Origin of the sequence: Acetobacter fabarum, assembly GCF_040702925.2 — a bacterium.
Classification (GTDB): Bacteria; Pseudomonadota; Alphaproteobacteria; order Acetobacterales; family Acetobacteraceae; genus Acetobacter; species Acetobacter fabarum_B.
The window spans coordinates 78,762-91,817 of record NZ_JBFCXX020000002.1 but is presented as its reverse complement, the minus strand read 5'-3'; the positions used below and the strand labels follow the sequence as shown (position 1 = coordinate 91,817).

The window sequence follows — 13,056 nt, the reverse complement described above, 5'->3', positions numbered from 1 at the left end:
CCTAGCGGGTACGGCCCGTTACGGGCATGACGTAGAGCATGTGCGTGCGGTATGAAATCCATACCCTGTGGGCGGCAAACCAGTCCGCACCCAGCAGCATATCTACCGTATCCTGCACGGGAGCGACTGTGAGCACGGGAGATTTTTCCTGCTCCTGCCCAATCTGCATCATCCCAAATTTGTGCCAGTGGTAGGTTTGCTGGTGGCCGTCCACGCCGGTTGTCAGCCCGCCGGGGTCGGTAGCCAGCATGTGCTGGCTTACACCCATACGCTCTGCCGCCTGAGTTGAGACAATGCACGAACGCGCCCCACTATCCACCAGCGCCTGCAGGGCATGGCCATCCAGTTCCACGCGGGCAATAACCCGCTCTCCCGCATTCTGCAACGGAACCGCGCGGTAGATATAGCGCCACCCCTCCGGCCCGGAACAGCCGGGCGCGCTTGCGGACCAGAAGGAGAGCGTGCCCTGTGCCACATCAAACTCCACATCATAGCGTGAGAGCAGGTCCCCCCCCACCAGCCCTTCCACCGCTGGTTCCGTGCGTGGCACAGCAGGCAGCGCATCCACGGGAATGGAGACAGGGCCGAACTCCAGCCCTCCCATTTTAAAAGACCGCACCACCGCATTGGGCACAATACGCCCCGCACCACCCGTACCATGCACCATTGTGTGCATGGAGCGGTCCAGTTGCGTATCAAACAGGGCTGCGGCCTCGGGCGAGAGCAGGCTCCCTTCCGAGCCTGTATCCACAATCATGCGTACGGCATGGCTGTTCAGGCTGACCGGACTATTCAAAAAACCCAGATCATTGCGCAAGGCCACACGCGCCATCAGCTTATGGCAGGACTGGGCACTGGCGGCATGAGACCCCGCCTCCATGCCCACAACAACAGCCGCAGCGGCGGCATAGTGCCGCCACCCCCACTGCCCCTTCTGCCTGCCGGGCCGATGTGTCATGCCAGTTCCTGTGCAAAACGGTCTGTGGCGTTGAGCAGCGCGGTGAGAATACCGGGTTCAAACAGGGCGTGGCCTGCGGCATCGACAAGCTGAAAATCCGCCTCGGGCCACGCCCTGTGCAGGTCCCATGCCGTGCGCACCGGGGTTGCCATATCGTACCGTCCCTGCACGATCACGGTGGGAATATGGCGGATGCGCGCCACATTGGCGATAAGCTGGCCTTCCGCAAGCCAGCCGCCATGAACAAAGTAATGGTTTTCTATGCGTGAGAAGGCCAGTGCGTAATCGGCCTCATCATGCTGGTGTTCCATTTCCGGGCAGGGGAGCAGGGTCAGGGTTCGCCCTTCCCACAGGCTCCATGCCCGCGCGGCGGCCAGCCGCTCTTCCGCATTGTCCGAAATCAGGCGTTTGCGGTAGGCGCCCATCATGTCTCCCCGCTCTTCGGGGGGGATGGGGGCCACAAAATCCTCCCATTTATCGGGGAACAGCCAGGAGGCCCCTTCCTGATAATACCAGAGCAGTTCGGCCTTACGCAGGGTGAAAATGCCGCGCAGCATAAGAGCACTCACACGCTCAGGGTGGGTCTGGGCGTAGGCCAGAGCCAGCGTGGACCCCCATGATCCGCCAAAAACAGCCCATTTTTCCAGCCCGAACAAAGTGCGCAGGCGTTCAATATCAGCCACAAGATGCCATGTTGTATTGGCCTCAAGCGAGGCGTGCGGGCGCGAGCGCCCACACCCGCGCTGGTCAAACAGCACAATGCGGTAGCGGGCCGGGTCAAACATCTGGCGTTGCGCTGCCGAACACCCGCCACCGGGCCCACCATGCAGGAACACAACCGGAATGCCATCGGGGTTACCACACTGCTCCCAGTAAACCTGATGCCCCTCCCCGGTATCCAGATACCCCTGAGCGTAGGGTTCTATTTCCGGCCACGGGGTGCGGTATGCTGTGGTGATCATAACCCTCAACCTTCTTTTTTATGGGCGTTGTGCTCCATTTGCGCACGTGGATGCGCACGCGTCCAGACATCCAGCAGCCGTGCCTCATCCGCCAGTGTGTAACGTTGTGTTGTGGACAGGCTGGCATGGCCTAGCAGTTCCTGAATAACACGCAGGTCTGCCCCCCCTTCCATTAAATGGGTGGCAAAGGAGTGCCGCAGGGCATGGGGGGTTACGTGCTCGGGCAGCCCGTTGCTGACCCGCCATTCCCGCATGGCCTTCTGGGCAATCGCGGGGTGCAGGCGCCCCCCACGGACCCCGACAAATAACGGGCTGTCCGGCGCGGGGGCTGGATGGCGTTTGCGCCATGCTTCCAGCGCCTTGCACACGGCAGGGAGCACAGGCACCAGCCGCTCCTTGCCCCCTTTGCCGTGAATCCGCAGGACGCCACTACCTTCCATGGTGTGCAGGTCAGCAATATTCAGGTTCAGTGCTTCAGAGATCCGCAGTCCACAGCCATATAGCAGCAGAAACAGGGTGGCGTTCCGCTGCTCCTCCATGGCGGTGTGGGCCATACTGGCAATATCATCCGGGGCGGCCAGCGCATCTTCGCGCGCCAGAGGGCGGGGCAGTGTTTTTTTGGTACGGGGCAGGCGCAACAGCGAGACAGCCGGATTCTCCACCCCCTCCCTTCGCGCCAGATATTTAAAAAATGAACGCAGGGCAGAAACCCGGCGCGCCCGGGTGCGAGCTGCCTGGTCTGGCGTGCTCCGGCGCGCATGGGGGCGGTTGGCCTGCGCCTGCGCCTGTGCCACCTCGTGCGCAAGCCATGCCCTGAGGTCGCGCAGGGTTATGCTGGCAAGCCCGCTCATGGCCGGTGGGCCACCCAGATGTGTGGTCATAAAAGCCAGAAAACGGGCCAGATCTCCCCGATAGGCATCTATGGTCAAAAGGGAGGCCCGCTTTTCCACCGCCATCCATGCCAGAAATTTTTGCACCGCGTCTTCGGCCGTCATGCCCATGTGCCTCCTGCCTTCTGCCCCCTTCTATCCTACGTTCGGGCAAAAAGCCCAACAGACAACCCCTGTTCTTTGCGCTGCTGCGCGCTTAAACATAGGGGCATGGCAGTGGCTCCTTCCCTCCCTTTTATGCATGCCTCCGGCACGGACCAGCCCGCAACGGGTGGGCTGCGCGTGCCCGTCCTGCTGCCCATGCCGTTTACCGGCCCGTTTGACTACAAAGCCTCCGCCAGCATGGCGCTCAAACCGGGCGATATTGTGAGCGTACCCTTGGGTAACCGCCGCCAGACCGGCGTGGTCTGGGACACACACACCACCCTGCCACCGGACCTTGCCCACCCCACACCCGCCAAAACAGTGGCCGATAACCGCCTGCGCGCCGTGGCCGAACGGCTGGAACTCCCCCCGCTTAATGCCGAACTCCGCCGGTTTGTGGACTGGGTGGCCGCCTATACGCTCTCCCCCCCCGGTATGGTGCTGGCCATGACCCTGCGCCTGCACATGAAAGGCGCCACACCTGCCCCCGCCATGGGCTGGATCGCTCCCCCCACCCCGCCTAAGGAACTGCGCATAACCCCCGCGCGGCAGAAGGTGCTCGCCCTTATGGCGGATGGCAGCCCCCGCACCACAACCGATATTGCCAGTGCGGCGGAGGTGAGTGCTGGCGTGGTCAAAGGACTGGCGGATGCAGGAGCACTACGCCCGGTTCTGCTTGAACCTGCCAGCCCCTTTGCCCAGCCCGACCCGCTGCACCACCTCCCTGTGCTGGAAGGGGCACAAAAAGATGCTGCTACAGCCCTGCGCCACAGCGTGCAGGATAAAAGATTTTCCGTGACCCTGCTCGAAGGGGTAACAGGCTCGGGCAAGACCGAAATCTACCTCGAAGCCATAGCCGCCTGTCTGGAACAGGGGCAGCAGGCCCTTGTGCTCCTGCCCGAAATTGCCCTGTCCGCCCAATGGATGGACCGGTTTACCCGCCGCTTTGGCGTGCGCCCCGCCGTCTGGCACTCCGAAATCGGGCAGAAGGCCCGCCGCCAGACATGGCTGGGAGCGGCCGATGGGTCCGCCACGGTGGTTGTGGGCGCGCGCTCGGCGCTGTTCCTGCCTTTTTGCAACCTCGGCCTGATTATTGTGGATGAGGAGCACGAATCCCTGTTCAAGCAGGAAGAAGGCGTGATCTACAACGCGCGGGACATGGCGGTGGTGCGTGCAAGACTGGCAGGGTTTGCCGCTGTGGTGGTGTCCGCCACCCCCAGTCTGGAAACTCTGGCCAACGCACAGGCAGGGCGCTACCAGCGCGTTGTGCTGCCCACCCGCCACGGCGGCGCATCCCTGCCGCAAACCCACCTGCTGGACATGCGGGAGGCTCCACCTGAACGTGGGTTGTTCCTCTCCCCCAGACTGGTGGAAGACATAGCCGCCACATTAGGGCGGGAGGAGCAGGCCATGCTGTTCCTCAACCGCCGGGGATATGCCCCTCTTACGCTGTGCCGCACCTGTGGCCACCGCATGGAATGCCCGCACTGCACCGCATGGCTGGTGGAGCACCGCAACCGTCAGGTGCTCAGCTGCCACTACTGCGACCATACGGAGCCCATGCCCCCCGTATGCCCGAACTGCAAAACCGAGCATAGCCTGACCGCCATTGGCCCGGGGATTGAGCGCATAACAGAGGAAGCCCGCCAGAACTTCCCCGATGCGCGTATTCTTGTCATGTCGAGCGATACGCTTGGGGGGCCTGCCGCCACGGCAGAAGCGGTTGCCAGAATTGCCCGCCGTGAAGTGGACCTGATTATCGGCACCCAGATTGTGGCCAAGGGCTGGCACTTCCCCCATCTGACACTGGTAGGCATTGTGGATGCCGATCTGGGGCTTGGGGGGGCGGACCTGCGGGCTGGGGAACGCACGATCCAGCTTCTGCATCAGGTTGCAGGCCGCGCGGGCCGTGCCAGCGCACCGGGGCGGGTGGTGCTGCAAAGCTACACACCCGAACACCCTGTTATGCAGGCCCTGCTTTCGGGCGATTTTGACCAGTTCATGGAGCAGGAGGCCGAACAGCGCCGCCCCGGCTTCTGGCCACCATATGGACGACTGGCGGCGTTGATCATCAGCGCGGATACACCTCAGGCGGCGGATGATGCAGCAGCCCGCTTTGGCCGCACCGCTCCCTATGGGGAGGGGATTCAGGTACTGGGGCCATCTCCGGCCCCGCTTGCCATCCTGCGCGGACGGCACCGCCGCCGCCTGCTGCTCCGCACATGGCGCAGCATTGCGGTGCAACCTATCCTGCACCGCTGGCTGGGGCTGGTTCCACTGGACAGGCACGTACGCGTTGAGGTCGATATAGACCCCGTCTCGTTCCTGTAACGGTACCCGGCCCCGGCTGGGGCTCAGTCGTTGGCGGGTTTGGCTGTGCTGGTCAGCACGGTGGAAATGGTTTCACGCATGACCATAACGCGCACGTTGGGTGCAATTTCCACTTCCACTTCGTTCGACTCTTCTCTGGTGCGCTGCACAACACCGATAACACCACCGGCTGTTACAATCCGGTCGCCACGGCGCAGGGCCTTAAGCTCGGATTTAAGCTGCTTCTGGCGCTGCTGCTGGGGGCGGATGAGCAGAAAGTACATAATGGCAAAAACAGCCACGAACGGCAAAAAGGACATAATGCCCGAAGCACCGCCAGAGCCTCCGGCTGTCTGGGCGTAAGCAGCGGGGATAAGAAAATTGGACATAAGGTACAGACCTTCAACAATGGCTGGTTGCGAAAACAGAAGAAGTGACCATAATTTTCAATCCTCCCGCGTCAAGCTCCCATGCTGACGAAAGACCGCCAGAAAGACCATCTAATAAGGAATAAAAGCCGATGAACCAGACCCTGCTGCCAGCATTGGACCGTATTGCCGCGGCTCTGGAGCGCCTCTCCCCTCCCCCCGCGACGCTGGAAGGGGTGGATACGGCGGATGCTTTTGTCTGGCTGCCAGAACGCGGGCGGCTGCTGCCCATCCCCCATGTGGCCCATGTCAGCGTGGACCTGTTGCAGGGCATAGACCTGCAACGGCGCATTCTGCTGGAAAACACGCGCCATTTCGCCCACGGCCTGCCCGCCAACAACGCCATGCTGTGGGGAGCGCGCGGTATGGGCAAGTCCTCTCTGGTCAAGGGGGCGCATGCGCTGGTCAACCAGGTGGACGGCAAAGCCTGCACGCCGGGGCAGGGGCGGGTCGCGCTGATAGAAATCCAGCGCGAGGACCTGACAAGCCTGCCCCTGCTGCTCAGCCTGCTGCGTGAAAATCACCGCCGCTTCATTCTGTTCTGCGATGACCTGTCGTTTGAAAAAGAAGACCGGGATTATAAAGCTCTCAAATCCGTGCTGGATGGCGGCATTGCCGGGCGGCCGGAGAATGTTCTGTTCTACGCCACATCCAACCGCCGCCACCTGATGCCGCGTGACATGATAGAAAACGAGCGCTCAACCGCCATCAACCCTTCCGAAGCCACGGAGGAAAAAGTCTCCCTCTCCGACCGGTTTGGCCTGTGGCTTGGCTTCCATGCCTGCGAGCAGGATACCTATACCGATATGGTCCAGACCTATGCCCAGACCCGCGACCTGCCCATTTCGGCCGATGTGTTGCTGGCCCGCGCCAATGAATGGGCCATTACCCGTGGCAGCCGCTCGGGCCGTGTAGCATACCAGTTCATAGAGGCCCTGACAGCCGAGCTGGCGGCGCATTAATTTGCGCAACCGGCCCTTATGGTCTTGCATCCCACATGGGTATAAGTTGAGATAGCGTTCGCAAATGGCGGCATCGACCCGATGCCGTGGAGGTCCCCCTGATTCGAGGCGACATGAACCAGACAGTACCGCCCAGTTCTGATGATACGTCCTTTGGGGCCGAAACACGCTCGGACACAACGGACATACGCAGGGTACGCTCCAACCCGGACTACTGGTACCCGGTTGCATGGTCGCGCGAACTCAAGCCCGGAAAAACCATAGGCACGCGTTACGCTGGCCAGCCCATAGCACTGGTGCGCCCGGTGGACGGCTCCATTTTTGCGCTGGAAGACCGCTGCGCCCACAGGCAGGTGCCACTCAGCAAAGGGGTTGTCGCGGGCAGTTCGGTCAAATGCTGCTACCATGGCTGGGCCTATGGCCGCTCCGGCCGGTGCATTGACGTACCTTATCTGGGCAAGGGCAAGCTGCCCAACGGGGTACGCACCTACCCCTGCCGCGAACAGAACGGCATGATCTTTGTTTTTCCCGGCGACCCGGAAAAAGCCGATAGCGTGCCCTTGGCCCCGCAGTTGGCAAGGGCGGATAGCCCCGCCTACAAAACCCGCTATTTTGGCCGCACCGTTGGCTGCCACTACAGCTTCATGCATGAAAACCTGATGGATATGAACCACCAGTTCATGCACTCCAAACAGATGGGCCAGATGAAGCCCCGCTTTTTGGGCCAGAAGCGCGAGCCCGGTCTGGTGGAAGCCCGCTACAGCTTTGCGCGCACAGGGGGCAAACAGCCCTTTGGCGAAGCCCTGATTTTTGGCGAGCGGCGTGACGTGTCGGAAAAATTCCAACACCGGGATGTCATGACCATCCGCACGGACTACCCCTACCAGACCCTGCGCATCCAGACCGGGGATGAAGACCCGGTGATGGACCTGTGGATTGTGTACACCCCCCAGAGCGCTGATGAACTGACCAACCGGACCTTTGGCCTGCTCTCGGTCAAACGCCCCAAAATCCCCGGCATTCTGGATATGGCATGGCCGTTGCTTGTTGCCTTTACCGAGCGGATTTTTGCCGAAGACCGCGAGATTGTTGAACTGGAGCAGAACGCATGGCGCGAACTGGGCGGGGACCACAATGTGGAGGTCTTCCCCGTGATTAACGCGCTCCGGGCTTTGCTGGTTGAATGTGGCATTCCTCCTGCCAGCGAGTCTCATGCCTGATACCGGACCACTGTTACTGGATGCGGGTCCATGCCGCCTGCGCCCGCTCCACCCTGATGATGCAACAACCCTGCACCACCTGGTCAATGACTGGGAGGTGGTGCGCATGCTCAGCCGCCTGCCCTTCCCCTACCCCCGGGATCTGGCGGATAGCTGGATCGCCTCCACCTGCCAGATGCAGGCCAGCGGCGAAGGCTACCATTTTGCCATAACCGCACCCGACGGGGCTTTTATGGGCTGTATTGGGGTGCGTATCCACACCATGCCGCAGGTGGGGCGTGTGGGTATTCTGGGCTACTGGGTTGGCCGCCCCTACTGGGGGCAGGGCATTGCCACCCATGCCGCCACCCGCATGACGCGCTGGGCGCTGGCCCATCTGGATATTACCGCCCTGCGCGCAACGGCAGCACAGGATAACCCTGCCTCCATCCGCGTTCTTGAACACGCAGGCTTCCGCCATTGCGGCACTGACCGGCAGATGTTTACCGCCCGTGGCACGGAACTGCCTGTTGCCATGATGGAAGCCAACCGGACTGATCTGGACATGAGCACAGCCCCCGCCACCACACAGCGCAAGCTGGTGCTGGTTTCCGCCGCCGCGTTAATAGATGCACAGGGCCGTATCCTGCTCGCCCGCAGGCCGGAGGGCAAAAGCATGGCCGGTCTATGGGAGTTCCCCGGCGGCAAGGTGGAAGCGGGAGAAACACCAGAGGCCGCCCTTGTGCGCGAACTGCACGAGGAACTGGGGCTGGATATGTCGCGCGCGTGTCTGGCACCCTTTACATTTGCCTCGCACGCCTACCCCGGCTTTGACCTGCTGATGCCGCTGTATCTCTGCCGCCGCTGGCATGGTACCCCCACCGCGCGTGAAGGGCAGAAGCTGGCCTGGGTTGCCCCGGCTGACCTGCGCAGCTACGCCATGCCTGATGCTGATCTGCCGTTTATTCCCCTGCTGCAAGCCCTGCTCTAGCCAAAACCACAGCTCTGCTTTGTGGAATGTGCCTGCAAAACGTTAAAATACATTCTTGACGAATGATAAGAAGCGGGACTAACCAGAAGGCAGAATGTTTCTGCAAGAAACCTTCCCTCGTGATTTGTTAGGCCGGCTTGCGGCGAGGTAAAAGAAACGCGCTAAAGAGGCTTTGACGGCGCGCATAACCCGACGTCATGGTTTCCACGGTCAATTTGAGAGATGCACTCCCACGGCTGGACGCATGCCCTGCGCCTGCCCCACGGTATGGATCAGACACGAAAGAACCGGATACAAGTCCCATGAGTGATAACCAGACATCCCCTTCCAAGGCGTGGCGCCCTGCCACACGCCAGCTCCATGCCGGTCTGGAACGCACCGAATATGGTGAAACCAGCGAAGCCCTCTTCCTGACATCAGGCTTTGTGTACGACAGCGCCGAACAGGCCGCCAAAACCTTTACAGGTGAGGTGGAGCACTACCAGTACAGCCGTTTTGGCAACCCCACCACCGCAGCCCTTGAGCGCCGTCTGGCGGATCTGGAAGGGGCCGAGGCGTGCATAACCACGGCAACGGGCATGGGGGCTGTGTCCTCCGCCCTGCTCTCCCACGTTACGGCAGGTGGGCGTGTTGTGGCCTCCCGCGCGCTGTTTGGCTCCTGCCACTGGATTGTAAACCACCTGCTGCCCCGCTACGGCGTGGAAACCGTGTTTGTGGATGGTGGCAATCTGGCGGAATGGGACGAAGCCCTGTCTGTCCCCACGGATGCGGTGCTGCTGGAAAGCCCCTCCAACCCCATGCTCGATATTCTCGACATTGCGGCCATTTCCGAACGTGCCCACAAAGCGGGTGCGATTGTGATTGTGGACAATGTGTTTGCCTCTCCCATCTTCCAGAAACCGCTCGAACTCGGCGCGGATGTGGTGGTTTATTCCTGTACCAAGCACATTGATGGTCAGGGCCGTGTGCTGGGTGGTGCAGTGCTGGGCCGCAAGGACTGGATAACCGAAACCCTCCAGCCCTTTACGCGCAACACCGGCAATGCGCTCTCCCCCTTTAACGCATGGGTCATGCTCAAGGGGCTGGAAACCCTGTCCCTGCGTGTGGAAGCCATGGCCCGCAACGCCGCCGCAGTGGCGGATTATCTGGCATCGGCTCCGGGTATCAAACTGGTGCGCTACCCCGGCCGCAAGGACCACCCGCAATACGAACTGGCCCAGCGCCAGATGACCGGCAACGGCACACTTGTGGCGTTTGCTGTGGAAGGCGGACAGAAGGAAGCCTTTGCGTTCATGAACGCCCTGCAACTGATCGCCATTTCCAACAATCTGGGGGATTCCCGCTCGCTGGTGACCCACCCGGCCACCACCACGCATTCCAAGATCAGCCCCGAAGAACGCGCAGCCCTTGGCATTACGGATGGTGCCATCCGCTTTTCCGTCGGCCTTGAAGACAGCGCGGACCTGATAGACGATCTGGCGCGCGGCGTTGCCGCACTCAAGGCGCTGTAAGCACCACACCCGCCTGCCCGGCCATGGCCTGCCCCCTTCCACTCAGGGACAAGGGCCATGGCCAAAGGGGCGCCAGAGGGGCATGGCCTGTACTCCCTGTACTGGATGCAGCTTTGCACAACCCCCATGTTCATGATACTGGCACGCTCTCGCACCCAATGCGGACCTAGCACACGGAACGGCTGATCTGGGCCGAACCCTTTTCCATTTTGCAGGAGCTGGAGACCCATGGCCGACTGGGCCGTCGCCCCCCTTCCACAATCCCCGGAAGAAGCTCTGAACGAACTGTTCTCCCCCCTCCCTGTGTACGAAGCCGTCACCGATGGCATTCGTGTGCTGGTGCAGGTGTTCTGGCTGTCTGACCAGTCCGAGCCGGATGAGCACAGTTACTGCTGGGTGTACCGTATCCGCATTGGCAACGACAGCAACAGGCCGGTGCAACTGCTTGAACGGACATGGCATATTACCGACACATCCGGCCGCACGGAGCATGTGCATGGGCAGGGTGTTGTAGGGGAACAGCCCATTATCCAGCCCGGCACGCTTTACGAATATACATCTGGCGCGTCTCTTTCCACGCCCGGGGGGTTCATGCGCGGGTCCTACCTGCTGCAGGCCACCACGGACCGCACCCGGTTTGACGTGACCATTCCCGCCTTCAGCCTGGATAGCCCTTTCCAGAACCACCAGCTCCAATAACCAAAGCAGGAGACCGGCATGAGCGTGCCTGAGCACAACACGGACCGCCCCACCCAACAGGAAGCCGAACAGGCTGTACGTACCCTGCTGCGCTGGGCAGGCGATGACCCAACGCGTGAAGGTCTGCTGGACACACCTGCCCGTGTCGCCCGTGCCTATACCGACTTTTTTTCAGGCTATGCCATTGACCCGGCCAACCTGCTCCGCCGGACTTTTTCCGAAGTCGAAGGGTATGACGAGATTGTTCTGCTCCGCGACATCCGCTTTGAAAGCCACTGCGAGCACCATCTGGCCCCCATTATTGGGCGGGCCCATGTTGCCTACCTGCCGCGCCAGAGGGTTGTCGGTATTTCCAAACTGGCCCGCGTGGTGGATGCCTATGCCCGCCGCCTCCAGATTCAGGAACGCATGACCGCCCAGATCGCCAACACCATCAATGACGTGCTTGAACCCCATGGTGTAGCCGTGATTATTGAATCCGCGCATGAGTGCATGACCACGCGCGGCGTGCACAAACCCGGCGTGTCCATGGTCACCAGCACCATGCTGGGTGTGTTCCGGGATAATTCCGATACCCGACGTGAGCTGATGGCCATCCTCAACCGCCCCGCCGTCAACGGCTACTAAACTGCCAGCAGCCCCGGCACCCATACGGAGCCGGGGACCTGCGCGGGCCAGACCAGCGCACCCCCATGACAGGGTCAGGTCATGCGCCGCGTGGCTTAAATGCTGATATTTGCGCCAAGCACCTTCAGGAACTGGGCAAGCCATGCCGGGTGGGCAGGCCATGCGGGAGCGCTGACCAGCTCACCATCCGTTACGGCGTCTGTCACGGCAATATCGGCATAAATGCCGCCCGCCAGTTCCACTTCCGGCCTGCATGCCGGGTAGGCTGAAACCTTGCGCCCCCTGATAACCCCAGCCGCTGCCAGCAACTGCGCGCCGTGGCAGATCGCCGCCAGAGGCCGGTCCGCGAAGGCGCGCACAATCTCAAGCACCCTTGGGTTAAGCCGCAGATACTCAGGCGCTCTGCCACCGGGAACGATAAGGCCCAGATAATCATCCGTGTCGATCGCATCAAAATCCGCGGTCAGCGTAAAGGCGTGGCCGGGTTTTTCGCTATAAGTCTGCGCCCCTTCAAAATCATGGATGGCGGTCAGAACCTTGTCCCCCGCCTTTTTGCCCGGGCAGACCACATCCACCGTATATCCCAGCATGGAAAGGGCCTGATACGGGACCATGATCTCATAGTCCTCCACGTAGTCACCCGCCAGCATCAGCAGTTTTACATCATCAGTCATGGTGCGAGGTTTCCTTCAGCCCTTCGCGCAGGCGGGGCATCAGTTCCACAAAGTTACACGGACGGTGGCGGCTATCGAGCTGGAACACCAGAATATCGTCCCATCCATCCTTGACCGCACCCGTGGAGCCGGGGAGCGCAAACAGGTAGGTACCACCTGCAACACCTGCCACGGCGCGTGACTGAATGGTGGATGTGCCGATTTTCTGGTAGGACAGCATGCGGAACAGTTCGCCAAACCCTTCAATCCGCTTTTCCAAAACGCGCTCGAACGCCTCTGGCGTTACGTCGCGCCCGGTAACACCGGTGCCGCCGTTGGTGATGACCACATCCACCAGCGGGTCCGCAATCCATGCGCTCAACTGCGCTGCAATCAGGTCCGCATCATCCGAAACAATGGTGCGTGCTGCTACTGTGTGCCCTGCGGTCTCGATCCGGGCCACAAGGGCTGCGCCGGAGGTGTCCGTCTCCACTGTGCGCGAATCCGAAACAGTCATAACAGCTATACGCACAGGCAAGAACGGTCGGTTCGTATCTATCTTGGACATGGCTGACTGTTATATCTCCGCAACTATGATGCAAAAACGCATCAGGGGAATGAATAATAGCCGTCTGAGGCAGAAAATAAGCCCTCAAAGGCAACCTTTTGCCTGCATCGGCCCTAAAAAACATTTAGGAACTGGAGTTGTTACACCCCGATAA

Annotated in this window: 13 protein-coding genes and 1 riboswitch; of the genes, 7 read left to right on the top strand and 6 right to left on the bottom strand. The window is 61.2% G+C overall.

Going from position 1 to position 13,056, the window contains the following annotated elements; all coding sequences use genetic code 11:
- Nucleotide 1 precedes the first annotated feature (1 nt).
- Genes AB2L51_RS02785 through AB2L51_RS02775 form a run of 3 tightly spaced genes read right to left on the bottom strand, consistent with a single transcriptional unit; the run spans nucleotide 2 to nucleotide 2,915 of the window.
- Nucleotides 2-958, bottom strand: a complete 957-nt coding sequence (locus AB2L51_RS02785; protein WP_395581378.1) for a retroviral-like aspartic protease family protein — start codon at nucleotides 956-958, stop codon at nucleotides 2-4.
- Nucleotides 955-1,920, bottom strand: coding sequence for a prolyl aminopeptidase (pip, locus tag AB2L51_RS02780; RefSeq protein ID WP_395581379.1), 966 nt, complete (start codon nucleotides 1,918-1,920; stop codon nucleotides 955-957). The genes AB2L51_RS02785 and pip overlap by 4 nt, the downstream gene beginning before the upstream one ends.
- Before the next feature lie 5 nt (nucleotides 1,921-1,925).
- Complete coding sequence (locus AB2L51_RS02775) at nucleotides 1,926-2,915, bottom strand: tyrosine recombinase XerC (RefSeq protein ID WP_395581380.1); 990 nt, start codon at nucleotides 2,913-2,915, stop codon at nucleotides 1,926-1,928.
- A 132-nt stretch (nucleotides 2,916-3,047) separates the two neighbouring features.
- Here AB2L51_RS02775 and AB2L51_RS02770 point away from each other — a divergent pair, with 132 nt between their 5' ends.
- The gene (locus tag AB2L51_RS02770) at nucleotides 3,048-5,285 is read left to right on the top strand and encodes a primosomal protein N' (protein ID WP_395581462.1); all 2,238 of its coding nucleotides are present in this window, start codon (nucleotides 3,048-3,050) and stop codon (nucleotides 5,283-5,285) included.
- Nucleotides 5,286-5,308: 23 nt separating this feature from the next.
- On the opposite strand, the gene yajC is transcribed toward AB2L51_RS02770, so the two are convergent.
- Nucleotides 5,309-5,653 carry a preprotein translocase subunit YajC gene (gene yajC, locus AB2L51_RS02765; protein WP_395581381.1) on the bottom strand — a complete coding sequence of 115 codons (345 nt, stop codon included), beginning with the start codon at nucleotides 5,651-5,653 and terminating at the stop codon, nucleotides 5,309-5,311.
- A gap of 131 nt (nucleotides 5,654-5,784) precedes the next feature.
- On the opposite strand from yajC, the gene AB2L51_RS02760 reads away from it, so the two are divergent.
- From AB2L51_RS02760 to folE, 6 genes are all read left to right on the top strand, one after another.
- Nucleotides 5,785-6,654, top strand: coding sequence for an ATP-binding protein (locus tag AB2L51_RS02760; RefSeq protein WP_395581382.1), 870 nt, complete (start codon nucleotides 5,785-5,787; stop codon nucleotides 6,652-6,654).
- A gap of 113 nt (nucleotides 6,655-6,767) precedes the next feature.
- The gene (locus AB2L51_RS02755; RefSeq protein ID WP_395581383.1) at nucleotides 6,768-7,874 is read left to right on the top strand and encodes a Rieske 2Fe-2S domain-containing protein; all 1,107 of its coding nucleotides are present in this window, start codon (nucleotides 6,768-6,770) and stop codon (nucleotides 7,872-7,874) included.
- On the top strand, nucleotides 7,867-8,844 hold the full coding sequence (mutT, locus tag AB2L51_RS02750) for an 8-oxo-dGTP diphosphatase MutT (protein ID WP_395581384.1): 978 nt from the start codon (nucleotides 7,867-7,869) through the stop codon (nucleotides 8,842-8,844). The genes AB2L51_RS02755 and mutT overlap by 8 nt, the downstream gene beginning before the upstream one ends.
- Nucleotides 8,845-8,950: 106 nt before the next feature.
- Nucleotides 8,951-9,030, top strand: a riboswitch (SAM riboswitch).
- A 116-nt stretch (nucleotides 9,031-9,146) separates the two neighbouring features.
- Nucleotides 9,147-10,355 (top strand): O-succinylhomoserine sulfhydrylase, encoded by a 1,209-nt coding sequence (gene metZ, locus AB2L51_RS02745; RefSeq protein ID WP_395581385.1) that lies wholly within the window; start codon nucleotides 9,147-9,149, stop codon nucleotides 10,353-10,355.
- A gap of 228 nt (nucleotides 10,356-10,583) precedes the next feature.
- Nucleotides 10,584-11,054, top strand: coding sequence for a Co2+/Mg2+ efflux protein ApaG (apaG, locus tag AB2L51_RS02740; protein ID WP_086645538.1), 471 nt, complete (start codon nucleotides 10,584-10,586; stop codon nucleotides 11,052-11,054).
- Nucleotides 11,055-11,072: 18 nt separating this feature from the next.
- Entirely contained in the window at nucleotides 11,073-11,681 is a 609-nt protein-coding gene (gene folE, locus AB2L51_RS02735; RefSeq protein ID WP_395581386.1) for a GTP cyclohydrolase I FolE, read from the top strand.
- 95 nt (nucleotides 11,682-11,776) lie between these two features.
- On the opposite strand, the gene AB2L51_RS02730 is transcribed toward folE, so the two are convergent.
- On the bottom strand, nucleotides 11,777-12,355 hold the full coding sequence (locus AB2L51_RS02730; RefSeq protein ID WP_395581387.1) for a DJ-1/PfpI family protein: 579 nt from the start codon (nucleotides 12,353-12,355) through the stop codon (nucleotides 11,777-11,779).
- Nucleotides 12,348-12,902, bottom strand: a complete 555-nt coding sequence (gene moaB, locus AB2L51_RS02725) for a molybdenum cofactor biosynthesis protein B (protein WP_395581388.1) — start codon at nucleotides 12,900-12,902, stop codon at nucleotides 12,348-12,350. Before moaB ends, AB2L51_RS02730 begins: the two co-directional genes overlap by 8 nt.
- Nucleotides 12,903-13,056 lie beyond the last annotated feature (154 nt).

Bases quoted from the DNA above. Each gene is read 5' to 3' on its own strand.
- AB2L51_RS02755 (WP_395581383.1), top strand. From the start codon at position 6,768: ATGAACCAGACAGTACCGCCCAGTTCTGATGATACGTCCTTTGGGGCC.
- yajC (WP_395581381.1), bottom strand. From the start codon at position 5,653: ATGTCCAATTTTCTTATCCCCGCTGCTTACGCCCAGACAGCCGGAGGC.
- folE (WP_395581386.1), top strand. From the start codon at position 11,073: ATGAGCGTGCCTGAGCACAACACGGACCGCCCCACCCAACAGGAAGCC.
- metZ (WP_395581385.1), top strand. From the start codon at position 9,147: ATGAGTGATAACCAGACATCCCCTTCCAAGGCGTGGCGCCCTGCCACA.
- mutT (WP_395581384.1), top strand. From the start codon at position 7,867: ATGCCTGATACCGGACCACTGTTACTGGATGCGGGTCCATGCCGCCTG.
- AB2L51_RS02730 (WP_395581387.1), bottom strand. From the start codon at position 12,355: ATGACTGATGATGTAAAACTGCTGATGCTGGCGGGTGACTACGTGGAG.
- AB2L51_RS02770 (WP_395581462.1), top strand. From the start codon at position 3,048: ATGCATGCCTCCGGCACGGACCAGCCCGCAACGGGTGGGCTGCGCGTG.
- AB2L51_RS02775 (WP_395581380.1), bottom strand. From the start codon at position 2,915: ATGACGGCCGAAGACGCGGTGCAAAAATTTCTGGCATGGATGGCGGTG.
- AB2L51_RS02785 (WP_395581378.1), bottom strand. From the start codon at position 958: ATGACACATCGGCCCGGCAGGCAGAAGGGGCAGTGGGGGTGGCGGCAC.
- pip (WP_395581379.1), bottom strand. From the start codon at position 1,920: ATGATCACCACAGCATACCGCACCCCGTGGCCGGAAATAGAACCCTAC.
- apaG (WP_086645538.1), top strand. From the start codon at position 10,584: ATGGCCGACTGGGCCGTCGCCCCCCTTCCACAATCCCCGGAAGAAGCT.
- AB2L51_RS02760 (WP_395581382.1), top strand. From the start codon at position 5,785: ATGAACCAGACCCTGCTGCCAGCATTGGACCGTATTGCCGCGGCTCTG.
- moaB (WP_395581388.1), bottom strand. From the start codon at position 12,902: ATGTCCAAGATAGATACGAACCGACCGTTCTTGCCTGTGCGTATAGCT.